At 66.4% G+C, this 17845-nt stretch carries 18 protein-coding genes and 2 tRNA genes; 15 read left to right on the forward strand and 5 right to left on the reverse strand.

All coding sequences use genetic code 11. From position 1 onward, the window contains the following. From AC5RUF_RS03730 to AC5RUF_RS03775, 10 genes are all read left to right on the forward strand, one after another. Positions 1-243: a hypothetical protein gene (locus tag AC5RUF_RS03730; protein ID WP_493998267.1), complete on the forward strand. Its 243-nt coding sequence runs from the start codon at positions 1-3 to the stop codon at positions 241-243. A gap of 35 nt (positions 244-278) precedes the next feature. Continuing rightward, entirely contained in the window at positions 279-944 is a 666-nt protein-coding gene (nadD, locus tag AC5RUF_RS03735; RefSeq protein ID WP_494129751.1) for a nicotinate-nucleotide adenylyltransferase, read from the forward strand. 24 nt (positions 945-968) lie between these two features. Beyond that, on the forward strand, positions 969-2267 hold the full coding sequence (locus tag AC5RUF_RS03740) for a hypothetical protein (RefSeq protein ID WP_494129752.1): 1299 nt from the start codon (positions 969-971) through the stop codon (positions 2265-2267). A gap of 24 nt (positions 2268-2291) precedes the next feature. Next, positions 2292-2672 (forward strand): ribosome silencing factor, encoded by a 381-nt coding sequence (gene rsfS / locus AC5RUF_RS03745; protein ID WP_493998778.1) that lies wholly within the window; start codon positions 2292-2294, stop codon positions 2670-2672. Positions 2673-2681: 9 nt separating this feature from the next. Further along, positions 2682-3365 (forward strand): histidine phosphatase family protein, encoded by a 684-nt coding sequence (locus AC5RUF_RS03750; RefSeq protein WP_494129753.1) that lies wholly within the window; start codon positions 2682-2684, stop codon positions 3363-3365. Positions 3366-3471: 106 nt separating this feature from the next. Then, positions 3472-3547, forward strand: a tRNA-Ala gene (locus AC5RUF_RS03755). A 59-nt stretch (positions 3548-3606) separates the two neighbouring features. Further along, positions 3607-3682, forward strand: a tRNA-Ala gene (locus AC5RUF_RS03760). 198 nt (positions 3683-3880) lie between these two features. After that, on the forward strand, positions 3881-4534 hold the full coding sequence (gene pnuC / locus AC5RUF_RS03765) for a nicotinamide riboside transporter PnuC (protein WP_494129754.1): 654 nt from the start codon (positions 3881-3883) through the stop codon (positions 4532-4534). After that, positions 4531-5637, forward strand: coding sequence for an AAA family ATPase (locus AC5RUF_RS03770; protein WP_494129755.1), 1107 nt, complete (start codon positions 4531-4533; stop codon positions 5635-5637). Before pnuC ends, AC5RUF_RS03770 begins: the two co-directional genes overlap by 4 nt. Then, on the forward strand, positions 5638-6420 hold the full coding sequence (locus AC5RUF_RS03775) for an NUDIX hydrolase (protein WP_493997937.1): 783 nt from the start codon (positions 5638-5640) through the stop codon (positions 6418-6420). Here AC5RUF_RS03775 and AC5RUF_RS03780 read toward each other — a convergent pair. The 3 genes from AC5RUF_RS03780 to AC5RUF_RS03790 all read right to left on the reverse strand — a co-directional run bounded on the left by AC5RUF_RS03780 (position 6323) and on the right by AC5RUF_RS03790 (position 9834). Then, positions 6323-7147, reverse strand: a complete 825-nt coding sequence (locus AC5RUF_RS03780) for a lysoplasmalogenase (RefSeq protein ID WP_494129756.1) — start codon at positions 7145-7147, stop codon at positions 6323-6325. The two genes, AC5RUF_RS03775 and AC5RUF_RS03780, sit on opposite strands and share 98 nt — an antisense overlap. An 84-nt stretch (positions 7148-7231) precedes the next feature. Then, a complete protein-coding gene (locus AC5RUF_RS03785) occupies positions 7232-8551 on the reverse strand; it encodes a D-arabinono-1,4-lactone oxidase (RefSeq protein WP_494129757.1) in 1320 nt (439 codons plus the stop codon). After that, on the reverse strand, positions 8548-9834 hold the full coding sequence (locus tag AC5RUF_RS03790; protein ID WP_494129758.1) for an alanine racemase: 1287 nt from the start codon (positions 9832-9834) through the stop codon (positions 8548-8550). Before AC5RUF_RS03790 ends, AC5RUF_RS03785 begins: the two co-directional genes overlap by 4 nt. 205 nt (positions 9835-10039) lie before the next feature. Between AC5RUF_RS03790 and AC5RUF_RS03795 the strand changes: the two genes are divergently transcribed. Then, entirely contained in the window at positions 10040-11182 is a 1143-nt protein-coding gene (locus AC5RUF_RS03795) for a fatty acid desaturase family protein (protein WP_493998374.1), read from the forward strand. Between the two features lie 53 nt (positions 11183-11235). Continuing rightward, entirely contained in the window at positions 11236-12318 is a 1083-nt protein-coding gene (locus tag AC5RUF_RS03800) for an App1 family protein phosphatidate phosphatase (RefSeq protein ID WP_494129759.1), read from the forward strand. 44 nt (positions 12319-12362) lie between these two features. On the opposite strand, the gene AC5RUF_RS03805 is transcribed toward AC5RUF_RS03800, so the two are convergent. Then, a complete protein-coding gene (locus AC5RUF_RS03805) occupies positions 12363-13466 on the reverse strand; it encodes an FUSC family protein (protein ID WP_494129760.1) in 1104 nt (367 codons plus the stop codon). A 40-nt stretch (positions 13467-13506) separates the two neighbouring features. After that, complete coding sequence (locus AC5RUF_RS03810) at positions 13507-14445, reverse strand: LysR family transcriptional regulator (protein WP_494129761.1); 939 nt, start codon at positions 14443-14445, stop codon at positions 13507-13509. Positions 14446-14821: 376 nt separating this feature from the next. Here AC5RUF_RS03810 and nrdH point away from each other — a divergent pair, with 376 nt between their 5' ends. The 3 genes from nrdH to nrdE all read left to right on the forward strand — a co-directional run bounded on the left by nrdH (position 14822) and on the right by nrdE (position 17820). Beyond that, a complete protein-coding gene (gene nrdH, locus AC5RUF_RS03815) occupies positions 14822-15067 on the forward strand; it encodes a glutaredoxin-like protein NrdH (protein WP_146361766.1) in 246 nt (81 codons plus the stop codon). Positions 15068-15172: 105 nt separating this feature from the next. Continuing rightward, the gene (gene nrdI / locus AC5RUF_RS03820) at positions 15173-15682 is read left to right on the forward strand and encodes a class Ib ribonucleoside-diphosphate reductase assembly flavoprotein NrdI (RefSeq protein ID WP_493996668.1); all 510 of its coding nucleotides are present in this window, start codon (positions 15173-15175) and stop codon (positions 15680-15682) included. Further along, on the forward strand, positions 15679-17820 hold the full coding sequence (nrdE, locus tag AC5RUF_RS03825; protein ID WP_493996675.1) for a class 1b ribonucleoside-diphosphate reductase subunit alpha: 2142 nt from the start codon (positions 15679-15681) through the stop codon (positions 17818-17820). Before nrdI ends, nrdE begins: the two co-directional genes overlap by 4 nt. Positions 17821-17845: the final 25 nt, after the last annotated feature.

Here is a 17845-nt window from a genome sequence, read left to right on the forward strand (position 1 = left end):
ATGCTGATCCAGCTCGCGGGCGCCGTGCTTAACGCTGCGGAAATGGCCGAAGAACACCACGTTGAACTTCCGGCGTCTCCGTACGTTTACGGCGGGGTCATCATGGCTGCCTTGCTGCTCCTGATGTTCATCACGGTCTCCTTCACCAACGTTGGAAACCGGCACGAAGCCGAAGCGGAGCACGTTGATCCCCAGCGCCAGTTCCCCAACAAGCATGACCACGGCCAGGCCATCCAGGACTGACCTGGGCCGTGCAGCCAGCGGAATCGTTTATCCCCATGGGTGAGCAGATGCGGACGGAAGTCAACGGAAAGCGCAGATTCCGCTTGGGAGTCATGGGTGGAACGTTTGACCCCATCCACCACGGCCACCTTGTGGCGGCCAGCGAAGTGGCATCCATGTTCGAGCTGGACGAAGTGGTCTTTGTTCCCACCGGAGAGCCGTGGCACAAGCCCGCTGCACAGCAGGTCAGTCCGGCCGAGCACCGGTACCTGATGACCGTGGTGGCCACGGCATCAAACCCCCGGTTCACGGTGAGCCGGGTGGACATCGACCGTCCGGGCCCCACCTACACCATCGACACCCTGCGGGACCTGAAGGCGGCGCGGCCTGACGCCGAACTGTTCTTCATCACCGGTGCGGATGCCATGGCGCAGATCCTGTCCTGGAAAGACATCCAGGAACTGTGGTCCCTGGCCCACTTCGTCGGCGTCACGCGGCCGGGGCACGTCCTTGAAAACGTGGGCCGGGAAGATGTCTCCCTCATGGAAGTTCCGGCCATGGCCATCTCTTCCACGGACTGCCGGCGCCGCGTGGCCGAGGGGAAACCCGTCTGGTACCTGGTACCGGACGGTGTGGTGCAGTACATCGCGAAGCACCGCCTCTATGCCGCCGGCCGGAACACCCCGGACCCGGTGGAAACCGAAACAGAACCAGTAGCGTAAACACAAATACCGGATGGGTAGGAAATGACTAACGGTCCAGAGTCCGCGCCGCGGCGCAGCCGCCGGGCGGCTGACGTACCGGTCGATTCCCCGGCCGGGCCGCGGGAACGGGAGTCCCAGCAGCGCGCCCGCGACCGGGAGGCGTTGCGTGCGTACAAGGCCCTGGCCGAGACGCAGGATCGCCGGGAGAGCGGACAGGACACCCGTACGGCTCCGCCTACCCGCCGGCAGTTGAGGCTTCAGCAGCAGCAACAGCGTGCTGCAGCAGCACCGGGACCGTCCGGGAGCGCTTCGGCTGCGTCCGGTTCAGCTGCATCGGGCAACGCCTCGGAGCGGCCGGCCGGCCCGGAGGCTTCCGCAACACCGCTGCGGCGTGAACGCCGTCGTGCTGCAGAGGCGCCGACGGTCCCGCAGGATTCCCCGGTCTCAAAGGATTCCCCGGGTACGCAAACCGGGGACGCCGCACCGGCGGACGCTGCGCCCAAGGCTCGTGCGGCTGAGGCCTCCGTCCCTTCCTCCCGTCGCCGTGTACGGGAAACCGGCGGCCGCCCGGCCTCCGGCCCCGAGCAGCCGGCACGCCCGGCGTCTGCGGAGAAAGCCGATCCGAATTCGGATATCGAAGGCATGAGCGTCGAGCAGGCACTGGCAGCGCGGCAGGCTCTGGAAGGCCAGGCCCGCAACCACGTGGCAGCCATGGAAGCCCTGGCCGCTGACGACCCGCACGCCGTGGACCTGGAACTGCTGGCACAGCAGAAGGCCCTGGCCGAACGCGCCAAGGTACTGAACCGCCGCACCGAAGCCATCCGGAAGCTCTCGCAGGAAAACCAGGAGCGCAAGCCATCGGCGAGCGATCCCACCACCGCCCACAACCTGGCCATGGTCACCCCGCTGGAGTTCGTCAAGGTTCCCGGCATGGACCACCCGGTGATGAAGGCCCCGCCCACCTCGCACGTGCCGATCATTACCTCGGCCACGCCGCGGGTGGAGGTCGAATCCTCGGAGGCCCGTTCAATGCCGGTGGTCCCGGCCAATGCGCCGGCCCAAAAGCCGGCGGCCGCGCCGCGCCGTGCCCCGTCGGCTTCAGCCGATGTCCGCCATTCACGGATCCTGGCCCGCGCAGATGCACTGGTCAACGCTCCCACGGAGGAAGCTGCCCGCCCCGTGGGTGCCCGCAGCGCCTTCGGGCTTGACCCCCTCGATGTTATGACGGCCGGACTCGGCCGTACCCGGAGACTGCGTTTTGCCGTTTTCGGGGTTGCAGGTCTGGGCACGCTTGCCCTGATCGTCGGAGTACTAATGATCGTCGGCGGCCTTGGCGGCTGACCGATTACCCCAAGGAGACACACTTTGAGCGCCACCGAATCTTCCATTGACATTGCACGGGCGGCGGCCAAAGCGGCGTCGGCCAAGATTGCCGACGACATTGTCGCCATCGACGTCAGCGAACGTCTCGCCATTACCGATGTCTTCCTGATCGCATCGGCTTCCAACGAGCGCCAGGTCAACGCCATTGTTGACGGCATCGAAGAGGAACTGTCCAAGATGGGCCTCAAGCCTGTCCGCCGCGAAGGACGTAGCGAGGGACGCTGGGTGTTGCTTGACTACGCCAACGTCGTGGTGCACGTCCAGCATGAGGAAGACCGCGTCTTCTACGCCCTTGAGCGGCTGTGGAAGGACTGCCCCGAGGTTGACCTGCAGCTCGAAGACGCCTCAACCGCAGGCGAGTAACCGTTGTCCGTGAGCGCTCCCGCCCCCTGGGTTCCCGGTTCCTCCGCACGGCGCGTGGTGTTTTGGCGCCATGGCCGCACCGAATGGAACCGGGTGGGGCGCTTCCAGGGGCAGCAGGACATTGCCCTTGATCCGTCCGGCATACGGCAGGCCGCCGACGCGGCTGCCGTGCTGCGGTTCCTCGATCCGTTGGCCATCGTGTCCTCGGATCTGGGCCGTGCCCGGGCCACCGCCCAGGCGCTGGCCGAGCGGACCGGTCTGGCAGTGGTGGAGGACAAGCGGCTCCGGGAGACCTTTGCCGGCACCTGGGAAGGGCAGACCTTCGCCCAGATCGGTGAACAGGACGCTCCCTTGCTGGCCGCCTGGTCCGCAGGCGTGGGCACTGTCCGCGCCGGCGGCGGCGAAACCCGCATCGACGTCGGACAGCGCGTGGCGGAAGCCGTCACCGAGGCGGTCAGTGCCGTCCCGGCCGGTGGAACCCTGGTTGCGGTGAGCCACGGGGGAGCGATCCGTGCCGGGATCTGCGCCCTGCTGGGCCTGCCCGGCGAATCCTGGGCCGTTATCTCCGGCGTGTCCAACTGCCACTGGTCCGTGCTGGAGGAAACCCCGGACCGGCACGGCCGGCCCGCGTGGCACCTGGCCCAGCACAATGTGGGCCTGGATGCGCTGCCCACCGGACCTGTTGAGGGCTGATCCGCGATTTTGCGCTCCTGCCGATTTGTACTAAGGTAGAGGAGTTGCTTCGCCCCGGTGAACGGAAAAGCGGAAACTGAAATGCGAAGGAACAACCAATAGTTTTGGGGCTGTGGCGCAGCTGGTAGCGCACCTGCATGGCATGCAGGGGGTCAGGGGTTCGAGTCCCCTCAGCTCCACCAAACCGCCGGGAAACCGGGGGCTTTGCGGTGGATACCCTTACGGGTGACATTGTACGTTTGGGGCTGTGGCGCAGCTGGTAGCGCACCTGCATGGCATGCAGGGGGTCAGGGGTTCGAGTCCCCTCAGCTCCACCAACGGAAAATTGAATATCGGCGGAATTAGAATTCCGAAAATCGCCTCGCCGGCCGGCGGGGCTTTTTTGTGTCCGGATGGGATTCTGAACCGGTATGTGAGCGATGTCACCTTTTCAGCCTGGGCAGTGTCTTCCCAGTCTCCGACTCCTGCCCTAGTGTGTTTATTGTCAGAATGACAATAAATCAGGGGGGGGCGACATGAACGCAGTACTGGACTGGATGAATTCCCCGGCAGCTACTTTGCTGGGTGCACCGGTCAGCTGGATAGAAGTAATCGGGTTCGTTACGGGCGCAGCGTGCGTCTACGGCGTGGCCCGGCAGAAAGCCTGGAACTGGCCGGTCGGCATCATCAACAACGCCGCCTTTATGGTCCTGTTCTTCGGCGCCGGACTGTACGGTGAAACCCTGCTGCAGGGCGTGTTCGCTGCCGTGTCCGTCTACGGCTGGTACAACTGGGTCCGCGGAGCCCGCAACACGGCGGGGAAGGGGGATCTCCCCATCCGCGACGGCGGCAGGACGGAAGTCGCGGCGGGCCTGGGGGCCGTAGTCCTGGCCACCGCCGGTATTGCGACGATCCTGACCCATGGCACCGATTCCCAGGTGCCCTGGCCGGATGCCTTTGTCCTGGCCGCCTCGCTCCTGGCCACCTACTGGCAGGCCCGCAAGGTGTTCCAGCACTGGTACGTATGGATCGTGATCGACCTGGTCAGCATTCCGCTCTATTTCTCCCGCGGGCTCAGCCTCACCGCCATCCTTTATATCGGCTTCCTGGCACTGTGCCTTTACGGTCTTGCCGGGTGGACGCGGACCCGCAAGGCAGCCGTCGCCGAGGCAGGGAAGGTGCCGGCATGAACCGCTTCAGGCAGGGCGTGGTGATCGGTAAGTTCTATCCGCCGCATGCCGGCCACCGGCACCTCATCACCACGGCTGCGGAGCAGTCGGAGCGGCTCGCCGTCGTGGTCCTGGGCAGCCGGTTTGAAAGCATCAGCCTTCAGGACCGGGTGAAATGGCTGGCCGCCGAGTTTGAGGGAACAAATGTTACGGTGATCGGCATGCCGGACGACTGCCCGGTGGATTACTCCTCCCGGGCCATCTGGAAGGCGCACAACGAGGTCCTGCGTCTGGCCCTAAAGATGAAGGGGATCCTGGCTGTGGATGCCGTGTTCAGTTCAGAGGACTACGGCCGGCAGCTGGCCGAAGACTTCGGAGCCGTTCACGTAATGGTTGACCGGAGCCGCACCGGGTACCGGGTAAGCGGGACCCTGTGCAGGGAGGACCTCAGAGCCGCCTGGCCCAGCATCATCGGGCCGGCCCGCCAGGACCTCGCAGTGCGGATCATCGTGGTCGGCGCCCAGTCGACGGGCACCACCACGCTCGCCACAGCCCTTGTGAAGCACTACCGCCCCCACTATCCGGAGCTTGCCGACGTGCCCGAATACGGCCGCCAATTCACCTATGACAAGTTCGCGGCCGCGCAGGCCGAAAACCCCGACGCCGTGCTGACCGACATGGCCTGGACTGCGGGGGATTTCGCACACATCGGTGAACGGCAGAATGAGCTGGAGAATAAGGCCGCAGATCAGTGCCCGCTCGTCATAGCGGACACCGACGTCATCACCACCGCGCTTTTTGAGCGGGTGTACATCGGTGAGCACAGCTATGGCTCGTATCGGGCCGTGGACCGCATTCCCCGCCGTGACCTCTACCTCATTACCGACCACGAGGGTGTGCCGTTCGAGGACGACGGCTGGCGCGAGGCGGATCATCCCCGCGAAGAGATGACCGAATGGTTCCAGGAAGAACTCACGGCCGCAGGCGCATCCTGGATCCTCGTCTCCGGCACCCCCGCCGAGCGGCTGGCCACGGCAACTGAGATCATTGACCTGATCATTGCCCGGCGGAATGACTTCACGTCTCCGCCGTGGGCGACCCGGACGGTACTGGCAGGAAGCTAGATGGCGACTGAAGAAGAACGGTTCCTCAAGGACTACGTCCCCCGTGAGTATCCTGCCGTGGCACTGGCCGTGGACCTGGTGGTCTTCGCCGTCACAGGGGACACCCTGTACGCTGCGTTCGTCCGCCGCGGAACCCACCCGTTCAAGGATGCCCTGGCGTTGCCCGGCGGGTTCGTCCTGCCGGAGGAGGATGCGCTGGCGGCAGCGTGGCGCGAGCTGCAGGAGGAGACCGGCCTGGACCTGGGCGAGCACCGGGCGCACGTTGAGCAGCTGGCTACCTTCAGCTCACCGGAACGGGACCCCCGCATGCGGGTGGTGTCCGTAGCACATCTGGCCCTGCTGTCCACGGACGGACGGACCCTGCCGGCACTGGCAACGGGCAGCGACGCCGCGGCCGCTGCCTGGCTGCCCGTGTACCAGGTCCTCGCCAATGAGGAACTGGCCTTCGACCACCGGGACATCCTCGCCGCCGCACTCGACCGGCTGGCCGGCAAGATCGAGTACACACTGACGGCGGCCCGGCTGCTGCCGGAGGAATTCACGCTGAACCAGCTCCGCCATGCCTACCGGGCAGTATGGGATACCAGCAGGATCGACGCTGGAAACTTCACCCGGAAAATGGCCGGAGCGCTGCAGGACACCGGCCGCAAGGTCACCCGCGGCAAGGGTGCCCCGGCGGCGGTCTTCACCGTCCGGGACGAGTATCTGAGCCCGCCCTTGATGCGGCCGGCCCCGGAACCATCCGGCCGCCCGGCCGGCGGCGAAGGACCCCCGCAACAATGAGGCCCTGCCCGGCGCAGTAGGTGAGCATCACCATGGCGCTGGTCCAGTCAGGCATGGCCTCGGGCATAAAGATCCGGAAAGACAGGATGGTGTCCGAAGCCAGGAACAGTACCCCGCCGGCCGCCACCACCGCTCCGCACCGGGCCGCGGTGGCCGCAGTTCCAGCCAGGACAATCCCGTACGCGGCAACCGCCAGGGACAGGGACCCGAGGACGGGCCACAGCACCACCAGCATCAGGACCCACCACAGCGGATAAACCAGCGCCCACCGCGGGAACGGCCGGTCTGCCACGTACCGTGCGAACAGCCAGATGTAGCAAAGGTGGGCAACACCGAAGGCGCCCAGCATCACCGGCAGTTCCGGGGCAAACGGGAAAAACGCCCCTGCGCCGTCACCCAGCCAGGAAAACAGCAGTGCCGCCAACAGCAGGACTGTGGGCAGCGCCGGGCCGGACGGTGCGGCGGACGCGGACCCGGACGGTGCGGCGGATGCGGACCCGGACGGTGCGGCGGATGCCGACCCGGATGAGCTGTCGCGGCGGAGCCCCCACAGCGCACCCAGTGCGAGCAGCGGCATCAGGGTCAGCTTGGTGGGCGCGGCCAGATCATCTGCTCCCACGGCGCGGGCGCCTACGTGGATCACGGACAGCACAATAAAAGGCGCAAACCCCAGCCACTGTGAGCGGGGCGGGGCAGACGTCAGGTCACGGGCGGGCGCGGCGGTCACGGCACTCCTTCGGGTCGGGTGACGCCCATCGTACGGCGTGTCCGGGGTAATTCGGGGCAGGCATGCTGATGCCGGCCGATCCGGCTACGGTCCCAGCACCCGCTCAAGGTAGGCGTTGGCGAAAACCCGGTCCGGGTCCAAACGGTCCCTGACCGCCTGGAAGTCCGCGAAGCGGGGATACTTCTGCGCCAGGGCGGCGGCATCGAGGGAATGCAGCTTCCCCCAGTGCGGCCGCCCGCCATGGGCGAGCATGATCTGCTCCACGGCGTCGAAGTATTCCCGGAAGTCCTCACGGTAGTAGCGGTGAACGGCCAGATACGCGGTGTCCTGCCCGTAGGCGGTGGAGAGCCACCGGTCATCCGCTGCCGCCCAGCGCACCTCTACGGGAAAGGAAATCCGCCAGCCGCGGTCCTCGATGAGCTGCCGCAGCGCGTCGAAGGCGGCAGGCAGCCGCCCGGCGGGAACCGCGTACTCCATTTCACGGAACCGCACGGTCCGGCGCTGCGTGAAAACCCGGGGTGAGTCATCGGAGTACTCCCGTCCGCCCAGGAGCCGGGCCGCCGCCTTGTTCACCGCAGGAACGGCTGCCGGCACTGCCCGGCCGGCGGCACACGTGGCCCGGAAAAGGGTGTTGGAGAGCAGGGTTTCGTCGACCCAGTGCCGCACCGGACCCGGGGGAGTCCTGCGGGCCGTCCCGGGAAGCCGGGTATTGGTCTTCGTGGCTGCCCGGTCCGTATGCGGAAACCAGTAGAACTCGAAATGGTCCGCCGCCTTCACCCGGTCGGGCAGGGTCGCCAGCACGTCCGGCAGCGCTTCGGAGCGTTCCTCGGCCTGCAGCACAAAGGCGGCCACGCACTGCAGGGTGATGTCGGCGAGCACGCCCAGGGCCCCCAGCCCGAGGGCGGCGGCCGGAAGCAGGGGATCGCCGTCGTCTACGGTGAGCAGGCCGCCGTCGGGCTGGACCAGGGTCAGTCCCACCACCTGGGTGCTGAGGCCGCCAAAGGTAGCCCCCGTTCCGTGGGTGCCGGTGGACACCGCCCCGGCCACGGACTGCCGGTCAATGTCGCCCAGGTTGGGCATGGCCAGTCCGAAAGGCGCCAGCAGCTCCGGCAGCCGGTGCAGGCGGGTGCCTGCGTGCAGCCGTACCCTGGCGCTGGCGGCATCGACGGCCACCAGCCCCTGCAACGCACCGAGGTCCAGCTGCACCCCGTCGGTGGCCGCGATGGAGGTGAAACTGTGCCCTGCTCCCACCGCCTTGACCCGGTGCCCGGCGGAAGCCGCTGCCGCGACGATCCGCTGCAGGGCCGCCGTGGTGTCCGGCCGCTCCACGCGCAGGGGAGTGGCGGACACGTTGCGGCCCCAATTACGCCAGGGGCGCGACGGTTTGGGCGGGACAGTGCTCATAGGAATGCCTTTCCTTCACCGCGGTATGTGGGCAGCGCGGCCACGACCCGGCCGGCCTCCACCACCTGGTACTCCGTTACGTGCTCGGCGGGTTCACCGCTCTTGGCATGGCGGAACCATACCCGGTCCCCGGCATGCAGTGCCCCGGCGGCCGGGCCGCGCAGGGGCGTCTGTACCTCGCCGGCGCCCTCCCGGGGCAGCAGGCGCAGTCCCTGCGGCCAGACCGGCTGCGGCACCCGGTCCGCCCCAGGGGGTCCGGAAGCCGTCCAGCCGCCGCCCAGCACCGTCACGGTGTCCGGCGCGGGACGGCGCACGACGTCGAACGCGAAGGCGGCCGCGGGTGCCGGGCTGAAGGAGCGGTAGCCGTCAAAGAGATGCCCGGCGAAGAGGCCGGATCCGGCGGTGATTTCGGTGACTGCCGGGTCACTGCGGGTGGTTTCAATGGATCCGGTGCCGCCGCCGTTGACGAACTCCAGATCCGCAAGTCCGCGCAGGCCCTCCGCAATCTGCTGCCGGCGGTCCCGGAGCTCGGCCATGGACCGGGGCTGGACCCTGCGCATCAGGGCGTTCATGGCCGGGGCGCCGGGCACTGCATCCCCGATGCCGGCCACCTGGGCCTCGTACATCATCAGCCCCACCAGCCGGAAGCCGGGACGGGAGGCCACGCGGGCGCCCAGCCGCACTGCGTCATCCGGCCGGTGCAGCGGGGAGCGGCGGGTGCCGATGAAGCCCAGGACGGGTGCCTGCCAGGACGCGTCGGCGTCCACGCAGACCCGCAGCTCCGTCCGCCGGCCCGGCGGGCATACGGTGTCCACCAGATCCAGCTGGGACTCGTCATCGACCATCAGCGTTACCCGGGCTGCGAGTCGTTCATCGGCCGCCAGCCGGGCCAGCGAGGCCCGGTCAGTGCTCGGGTAGCCGACCAGGACATCGCTGCAGTGTTCGGCCAGCCACAGGGCTTCGGCCAGTGTGTAGGCAAAAACGCCGTGGAAACCGGGCCACTGCAGGAGTTCCTCGATGACCCCGCGTACCCGCAGCGACTTACTGGCGATCCGCAGCGGCGTACCCCCGGCGCGGCGCAGCAGCTGCGCGGCGTTGAACCGCAGCGCTTCGAGCCCCAGCACGGCCACCGGGGCGGGCTTGGATGCCACGGCGCCGGCCAGGGCGGGCCAGTAGGCCTCCGGTTCCTGCCATGGCCGGACGGCATCCGCGGCCGCATCCGGGCCCGCCCCGTCCACCTCTTTGGCCCCGCTGTCCGGCGGTGGGAACAAGTTCAGCGTCATGGTGCCCTCCTTCGTTGAGGAACACCCTAGACGCGGTTCCGGCCGCCGGGGAGCCGGACGCGCGCACGCCGCCGGGACCCGGAGCAGAGCACGGTTACGGAAGGGTCACAGACAAACATCAGGCTTCCGGGTTAGGCTGGTCACATCTGTAGAGCGGATCCGCTCGATACGCCGGCTGGGAAGTCGTACACCACCAGAAGGCCGCATGAGCACAACCGCTTCCTCCTCCGTCTCCGTTGACCCTGTATTCAAGGACGTACTCTCCGTGGACACTGCAACCCCCGATGCGCAGCCGCGCGGGAACAAACCCCGCCGCAACAACATCACCAGCACCTACTCCGGACTGCTCAAGGCCGTCCGTGACGAAGGCCTGCTGAAACGGCGCCGCTCGTTTTACATCACCACTTTCGTGTTCCTCTGTGCGGGCCTGGTGGCCGCGGCCACGGGATCCTTCTTCATCGGTGAAAGCTGGTTCCAGCTGCTGATTGCCGCCGCACTGGGCATCCTGCTGACGCAGCTGGCGTTCATCTCGCACGAGGCCTCGCACCGTCAGGTCTTCGATTCCGGCCCCGCCAACGACCGCGCCGGAAAGTTCCTGGCCAACGCCGTCGTCGGCATCAGCTACCAGTGGTGGATGAACAAGCACAGCCGCCACCATGCCAACCCCAACACGGTGGGCAAGGACCCGGACATCGATATGGACACCATTTCCTTCCAGGTGGAGCAGGCCGAAACACGCCGGGGCTTCGCCGCATGGTTCACGCGCCGCCAGGGTTACCTCTTCTTCCCGCTCCTGCTGCTGGAAGGCATCAACCTGCACGCCACCTCCATCCGGCACCTGTTCTCCAAGAACGCCGTCAAGGGCCGCGTTTCGGAAATCAGCACCGTCCTGCTCCGGCTGGGCCTGTACCTGGGTGCCGTCTTCTTCTTCCTCCCCGTGGGGATGGCCTTCGCCTTCATCGGCGTGCAGATGGCGGTCTTCGGCGTGTATATGGGCGCCTCCTTTGCCCCGAACCACAAGGGCATGCCGCTGATTCCGCGGGATTCGAAGGTTGACTTCCTGTCCCGGCAGGTGCTGACCTCCCGCAACATCGTCGGCCGTGGCATGAACACGCTGATGGGCGGACTGAACTACCAGGTGGAGCACCACCTGTTCCCGAGCATGCCCCGGCCGCACCTGGCCCGGGCCAGCGAACTCGTCAAGGAACACTGCGCCAAGCACTCGATTCCCTACACCGAGACCACCCTGGTGCGTTCCTACGGCATTGTGGTCCAGTACCTCAACCGGGTGGGCCTTTCGGCCCGCGACCCGTTCGACTGCCCCGTCACGGCCAAGTACCGGGTCTAGCCTGACCGCCCGCGGCGGATACGCCGTCCGCGGGTTTCTGACAGACTGGGAAGATGTCACACAACACCGCGGAACGTCCGGCCGGCAAGACTCCGGCAGCCCACCTCGGCATGCGCCTGGAAGATGCCTCGCATGCCTGGCGGGAGGAACGGGCCCGCAAACGCGGGGATGTCCAAACCGTCCTTCCGTTCACGGGCTACGGCTCCACGGAGTGGGTCCGGGTGCTCGGCCGCGTGGTCCTGGCCAAGCCCGGCTACTTCAGCGACACCCGGAAAACGCCGGCCTCCAAGGCCATCGCCGACGGCATCCGCGGCTGGCGGAACTTCATCAGCCCGCCCGTCAACAAGGCCACGGTCACCGTGGAGGTGGACGGTGAAAAGCACGAGGTGACGGCGGACCGCGGCGGAGTGGTCGACGTAGTTCTCCCCGCCGCGCTGGCGCCGGGATGGAGCAGCATCACCCTGCGCTCGTCCGACGGCGTGGAAAGCACCGCCCCGGTCTATGTGGTGGATCCCGCCACCGAAGTGGGTGTGGTCTCCGATATCGACGACACGATCATGGTGACCGCGCTGCCGCGGCCCATGCTGGCGGCCTGGAACACCTTTGTCCTGGACGAGCATGCCCGCACGCCCACCCCCGGCATGGCCGTGATGATGGACCGGCTCGCGCGGGAAAACCCCGTGGGACCGGTCTTTTACCTCTCCACCGGCGCCTGGAACGTGGCAGCGACCCTGACCCGGTTCATTTCCCGGAACCTTTATCCGGCGGGGCCGCTGCTGCTGACCGACTGGGGACCCACCACGGACCGCTGGTTCCGCAGCGGCCAGGCGCACAAGCGCACCCAGCTGGCACGGCTGGCCGAGGAGTTTCCGCACATCAAGTGGCTGCTGATCGGCGACAACGGCCAGCATGACGAAGAAATCTACGCCGACTTCGCCCAGCGGCACCCGGACAAGGTCCGTGCCATTGCCATCCGCCAGCTCTCGGCCGGTGAAGCCGTGCTGGCCGGCGGCCGCACGGGGAGGCCGGGGGAGACCCCGGTCGAAGTGCCTTGGATCTACGCACCGGACGGCGCCGGGATGTCCCGCCAGCTCGCTGAGCTGGGCCTGCTGCCCGACGCGGGGCAAGCGGAGTAGGCCCGACAGGCGGGGAAGGCCCGGCCGGCTCCCGCCGGCGCGTCCTAGGCGGCGTCGCTGTCCGCAGCCGCGGTGATCGTCCGCAGGATCCGGCGCAGGTCCATGGCCAAGGCGGCGGTGGCGTCCACCGGGTTGTCGGTGGAACCCGAGGTGTTGACCAGCCGCACCAGTTCCAGGACGGCGCGCCGGGCGTCGTCGTGCTCCCCGCTTTCGGGATCCCACTTCTCCACGGCATCGGCACAGGCGTTCACGGCGGCGGCCAGCGGGTTAATGAGGGTCAGGGGAACAGCCACGTTCTGCGGATTGCGCCAGATGGCGTCGGTCAGGACATCGGTCATGTCCTTCACATGCGCGGTGGCGCGCTCCATCGCACGCAGGGCCCGGTAGTCGGCGCTGAAATCCCTGCGGTATTTCCGGCTGCGGATGTTCCCCCGCCGGCTGGCATCGGCCAGTTCCACCGATTCCCGGACCTCCCCGGTGAGCTTGTCCAGTTCACTCTCACGCTGGGACCACTCCTCGTGTTCCGGCGGCCAGGTTTCCTCCAGTGCCGTCCCCATGTCCCGCAGCTGCCGGGCCAGCGACTGCCGCAGGGAGACCAGCCCGTTCACGGCGCCGTTCAGGTGCAGGGGCGGGAAGACCGCAGCGTTGACGGCCAGCCCGACGGCGACGCCCACCAACATCTGCACGCCGTAGCCAAAGGAATACCCGTCCGGATCGTCACCGCCGAGCACCAGCACAAACAGCGCGGCGACCGGCACGTAGTCCCTGCCGGAGGCCCCCAGGTGCGGCAGCCCGGCCAGCAGGACGCCCAGGCCCACGATCAGCGAGATGGTCCAGACATTCGGGGCTCCCAGCAGCAGCGCACCCAGGGCGAGGAGCATGCCGGTGACAAGTCCGGCGAGGGTCTGCATGCCCGTTCGGAAGGAGCCCGAGACCGTGGGATACATGCTGACCAATGCCCCCAGCGGAGCGTAATACGGGTAGTTCGAGGCTACGCCCGGTACGTGCGGGGCGATGGTCCAGGCTATGCCGACGGCGAGGGTCGCCTTGATGGCGAGCTGCAGCCGGGTGTAGCGCAGGAATCCGGTGACGCGGTTGGTAACGGTACTTAATGACCGTCGGGGCAAAGTCTTTTCACCTGTGGCCATCTGGCCAGTATCGCCCCTGCCGGGCGGGAAGCGCGATTTTTCAGCCCCGGCCGGGAGCGGATGTGGGCAGCGGCACTATGCTCCGGCTGCCCAGGACATCCGCCAGCCGGTCCAGGAACAGCCGGACCTGCACGTTCTGTTCGTGGATGAGCAGGGCGAAGATGCTGCGCGCGAGCCGGATCTCGGGCACGTCCAGTACCACCGTTCCGGCCGGCCGGTTCAGCATTGCCAGTTCCGGCACCAGCGCGGCGCCCAGCCCGGCGGCTGCCATCGCCAGGCTTGCGTTGAAGTCGTCGCACCAGGCCGCCACCTGCGGATGCAGGCTGCAGCTTGCAAAGAGCCGTTCGATGACCAGGGCGTCCGGGGTGCCCGGGTGGTGCATGATCCACGGCATGCCGGCCAGCTGCTCGGCGGTGACCTCCGACCCGCTGCGGATGCCCCAGGACTCGGGCAGGACCACCCGGAAATTGTCGTCCCCCAGCCAGCGCCTGCTGATGGTGGACGGCCAGGCGAGCCCGCCCTGGCCCACCTGGTACACCAGCGCGACGTCGAGGTCCCCGCCGGTGCGCAGGCCCTGGATGGTCTGGGCCGGTTCGGCCACGGATAGCCGGAGGTCGATGCCCAGGTTCTGCCACTCGGGCGAAGCCATCAGTTCCGGCAGGGCAAAGGTGGCCAGGGAGGGGAAGATGCCCAGGCGCAGTTCGTGCCCCCGGCCGGCGCCGGTGCGCGCCGCCGCAGCCAGGAGGGCATCCATGTCGGTGAGTACCTTGACGGCATGCCGGGCCATCACGACGGCGGCTTCCGTGGGCGAGGCTGTCCGTGCCGACCGCTCGAACAGCACCGCGCCGGTGTCCTTCTCCAGCGCGGACATCTGCTGCGACACGGCGGAGGCGGTGTACCCCAGGCGCAGGGCCGCGGCGGCAAAGGAACCGGTGCGAATCACCTCGAGCAGGGTCTTCAAATGGACCGGATTGACCATCCCGGCATCCTCCTTTTCCGCCCCGGCGGGGGCCGACCACAATATCTAGTGTCAGGGGGTACTAGGCCCGACACGCCCACGGTACGCGACACGCATGAATCTTGCCTGTCTCGTCACATCCCGGAAGCGTTCTGCACAGGCTGTGGAGAACCCGCGCGGGCGTGCGGAAATCCCCGGGATTTCCGCGGCTGGACCTGTGCAAAAACTGTGGACGGAGGCCTCCTGTAATGACATACTTGTAATACATCATGTAGGGGTTCCACCGATGGGGCTGCACTAGATGTAGTGTCTGGGCATGTAACTGGATGTAGTATCTAGGAACAGACTTTGAGCTTCACAGAACCAGATTTCACGCTTCATTAGGGGAGACCACGCCATGACCGTCACGGTTTACACCAAGCCCGCCTGCGTACAGTGCAACGCCACTTACCGCGCCCTCGACAAGAAGGGCATCGTGTACCAGAGCGTGGATATGTCGCAGGATCCCGAGGCCCTCGAGCGCGTCCGCGCCATGGGATACATGCAGGCCCCCGTTGTGGTTACCGAGCAGGACTCCTGGTCCGGCTTCCGTCCGGACAAGATCGAAGAGCTGGCCCAGGCGCAGGTTTCCTCCGTAGCCTAGGCATCTCCCGGTCCGCCCTGCCTTCCGTTGCCCGGCAACGGGAGGCGCGGCCCCCCGCATCACCAACGCACCACCCGCGCAGAACCCGTCAGGAGCGCAGCAACCATGACACTGGGGATGGCAGACCAGGCCGGCATTCAGCCGGCATCGGCATCCGCAGGGGAGAGGCAACCGGAAACGGACGCGTCCCTGATCTACTTCTCTTCGGCCTCCGGATACACCCGACGCTTTGTGCAAAAGCTCGGAATCCCCGCGGCCCAGCTTCCGCTCCACACCGCCCAGCCGACGCTGCTGGCAACCCGGCCCTATGTGCTGCTGCTCCCCACTTACGGGGGAACCGCTGCGCAGCCCGGAGCCGCTGCCAAGGGCGCGGTGCCTAAACAGGTCATCAAGTTCCTCAACAATGAGCACAACCGCTCGTTGATCCGGGGCGTGATCGGAGCGGGCAACACCAACTTCGGGGACTCCTACTGCCTCGCGGCCGACATCATCGCCGTGAAGTGCAAAGTTCCCGTGCTGTATCGATTTGAACTCATGGGCACGTCCGAGGACGTCGCCAAGGTTAACGAAGGATTGGAAAAGTTTTGGACACATCAGTCGCAGAAGCCGGCATGACGGACTCCAAGAAGGAGCTCCCGGAGGCTTACAAGGGGCTGGGCTATCACGAGCTCAACGCCATGCTGAACCTGTACGGCAAGAACGGCGAGATCCAGTTCGACGCCGACCGCGCTGCTGCGCGCCAGTACTTCCTTGAGCACGTTAACAACAACACGGTGTTCTTCCACGACCTGGAAGAGAAGCTGGAATACCTGGTCAAGAACGACTACTACGAGCGGGAAACCCTCGACCAGTACTCCATGAACTTCATCAAGGACCTGTACAACCGGGCCTACAAGAAGAAGTTCCGCTTCGAGACCTTCCTGGGCGCGTTCAAGTTCTACACCTCCTACACGCTGAAGACCTTTGACGGCAAGCGTTACCTGGAGCGCTACGAAGACCGCGTCTGCATGGTTGCCCTGCACCTGGCCCGCGGCGACGAGCAGCTTGCCGCCCAGATGGTGGATGAAATCATGGACGGCCGCTTCCAGCCGGCCACCCCCACCTTCCTTAACGCCGGCAAGGCCCAGCGCGGCGAGCTGGTCTCCTGCTTCCTGCTGCGTATCGAAGACAACATGGAGTCCATCGGACGCTCCATCAACTCCGCGCTGCAGCTGTCCAAGCGCGGCGGCGGCGTCGCCTTCGCGCTGACCAACATCCGCGAGGTGGGCGCACCCATCAAGCAGATCGAGAACCAGTCCTCCGGTGTTATCCCCGTGATGAAGCTCCTTGAAGACAGCTTCTCCTACGCCAACCAGCTCGGTGCCCGCCAGGGTGCCGGTGCCGTGTACCTGCACGCCCACCACCCGGACATCAACCGGTTCCTGGACACCAAGCGCGAGAACGCGGACGAGAAGATCCGCATCAAGACCCTCTCCCTCGGCGTCGTCGTCCCGGACATCACCTTTGAACTGGCCAAGCGCGACGAGGACATGTACCTGTTCTCCCCGTACGACGTCGAGAAGGTCTACGGCATGCCCTTCTCCGACATCTCGGTCACCGAGAAGTACTACGAGATGGTGGACGACGCCCGGATCAAGAAGACCAAGATCCGTGCCCGCGATTTCTTCCAGACCCTCGCCGAGATCCAGTTCGAGTCCGGTTACCCGTACATCATGTTCGAAGACACGGTGAACCGGGCCAACCCGATCGACGGCAAGATCATCATGTCCAACCTGTGCTCCGAGATCCTGCAGGTCTCCGAGCCCACCACGTACAAGGACGACCTGTCCTACGACGAGACCGGTAAGGACATCTCCTGCAACCTGGGCTCGCTGAACATTGCCAAGACCATGGACTCCCCGGACTTCGGACGCACCATTGAGACGGCCATCCGTGCACTGACCGCGGTCTCGGACATGAGCCACATTGGCTCCGTGCCGTCCATCGCCAAGGGCAACGACATGTCCCACGCCATCGGCCTGGGCCAGATGAACCTGCACGGCTACCTGGCCCGCGAACGGGTCTTCTACGGTTCCGAAGAGGGCATCGACTTCACGAACATCTACTTCTACACGGTGGCCTACCACGCCGTACGGGCCTCGAACCTGCTGGCCATCGAGACCGGCAGCAAGTTCGCCGGCTTCGAGCGGTCCAAGTACGCCTCGGGGGAGTACTTCGACAAGTACACCAACGCCGAGTGGGTGCCGCAGACCGAGCGGGTGCGCGAACTGTTCGCCAACGTGCACATCCCCACCCAGGCTGACTGGGAGGCGCTGAAGGCTTCGGTCATGGAGCACGGCATCTACAACCAGAACCTGCAGGCCGTGCCGCCCACCGGTTCGATCTCCTACATCAACAACTCGACCTCCTCCATCCACCCGGTGGCGGCCAAGATCGAGATCCGCAAGGAAGGCAAGCTGGGACGCGTTTACTACCCGGCCCCGTACCTCACCAATGACAACCTGGAGTACTACCAGGATGCCTACGAAATCGGCTACGAGAAGATCATCGACACCTACGCCGCTGCCACCCAGCATGTGGATCAGGGCCTGTCCCTGACGCTGTTCTTCAAGGACACCGCCACCACCCGCGACATCAACAAGGCGCAGATCTACGCCTGGCGCAAGGGCATCAAGACCATCTACTACATCCGCCTGCGCCAGCTCGCGCTGGAGGGTACCGAGGTTGAGGGCTGCGTTTCCTGCATGCTGTAACGCCTGCACCTGCCGCACCCCTTCC

Source organism: Arthrobacter sp. Y3224198 (genome assembly GCF_059090025.1).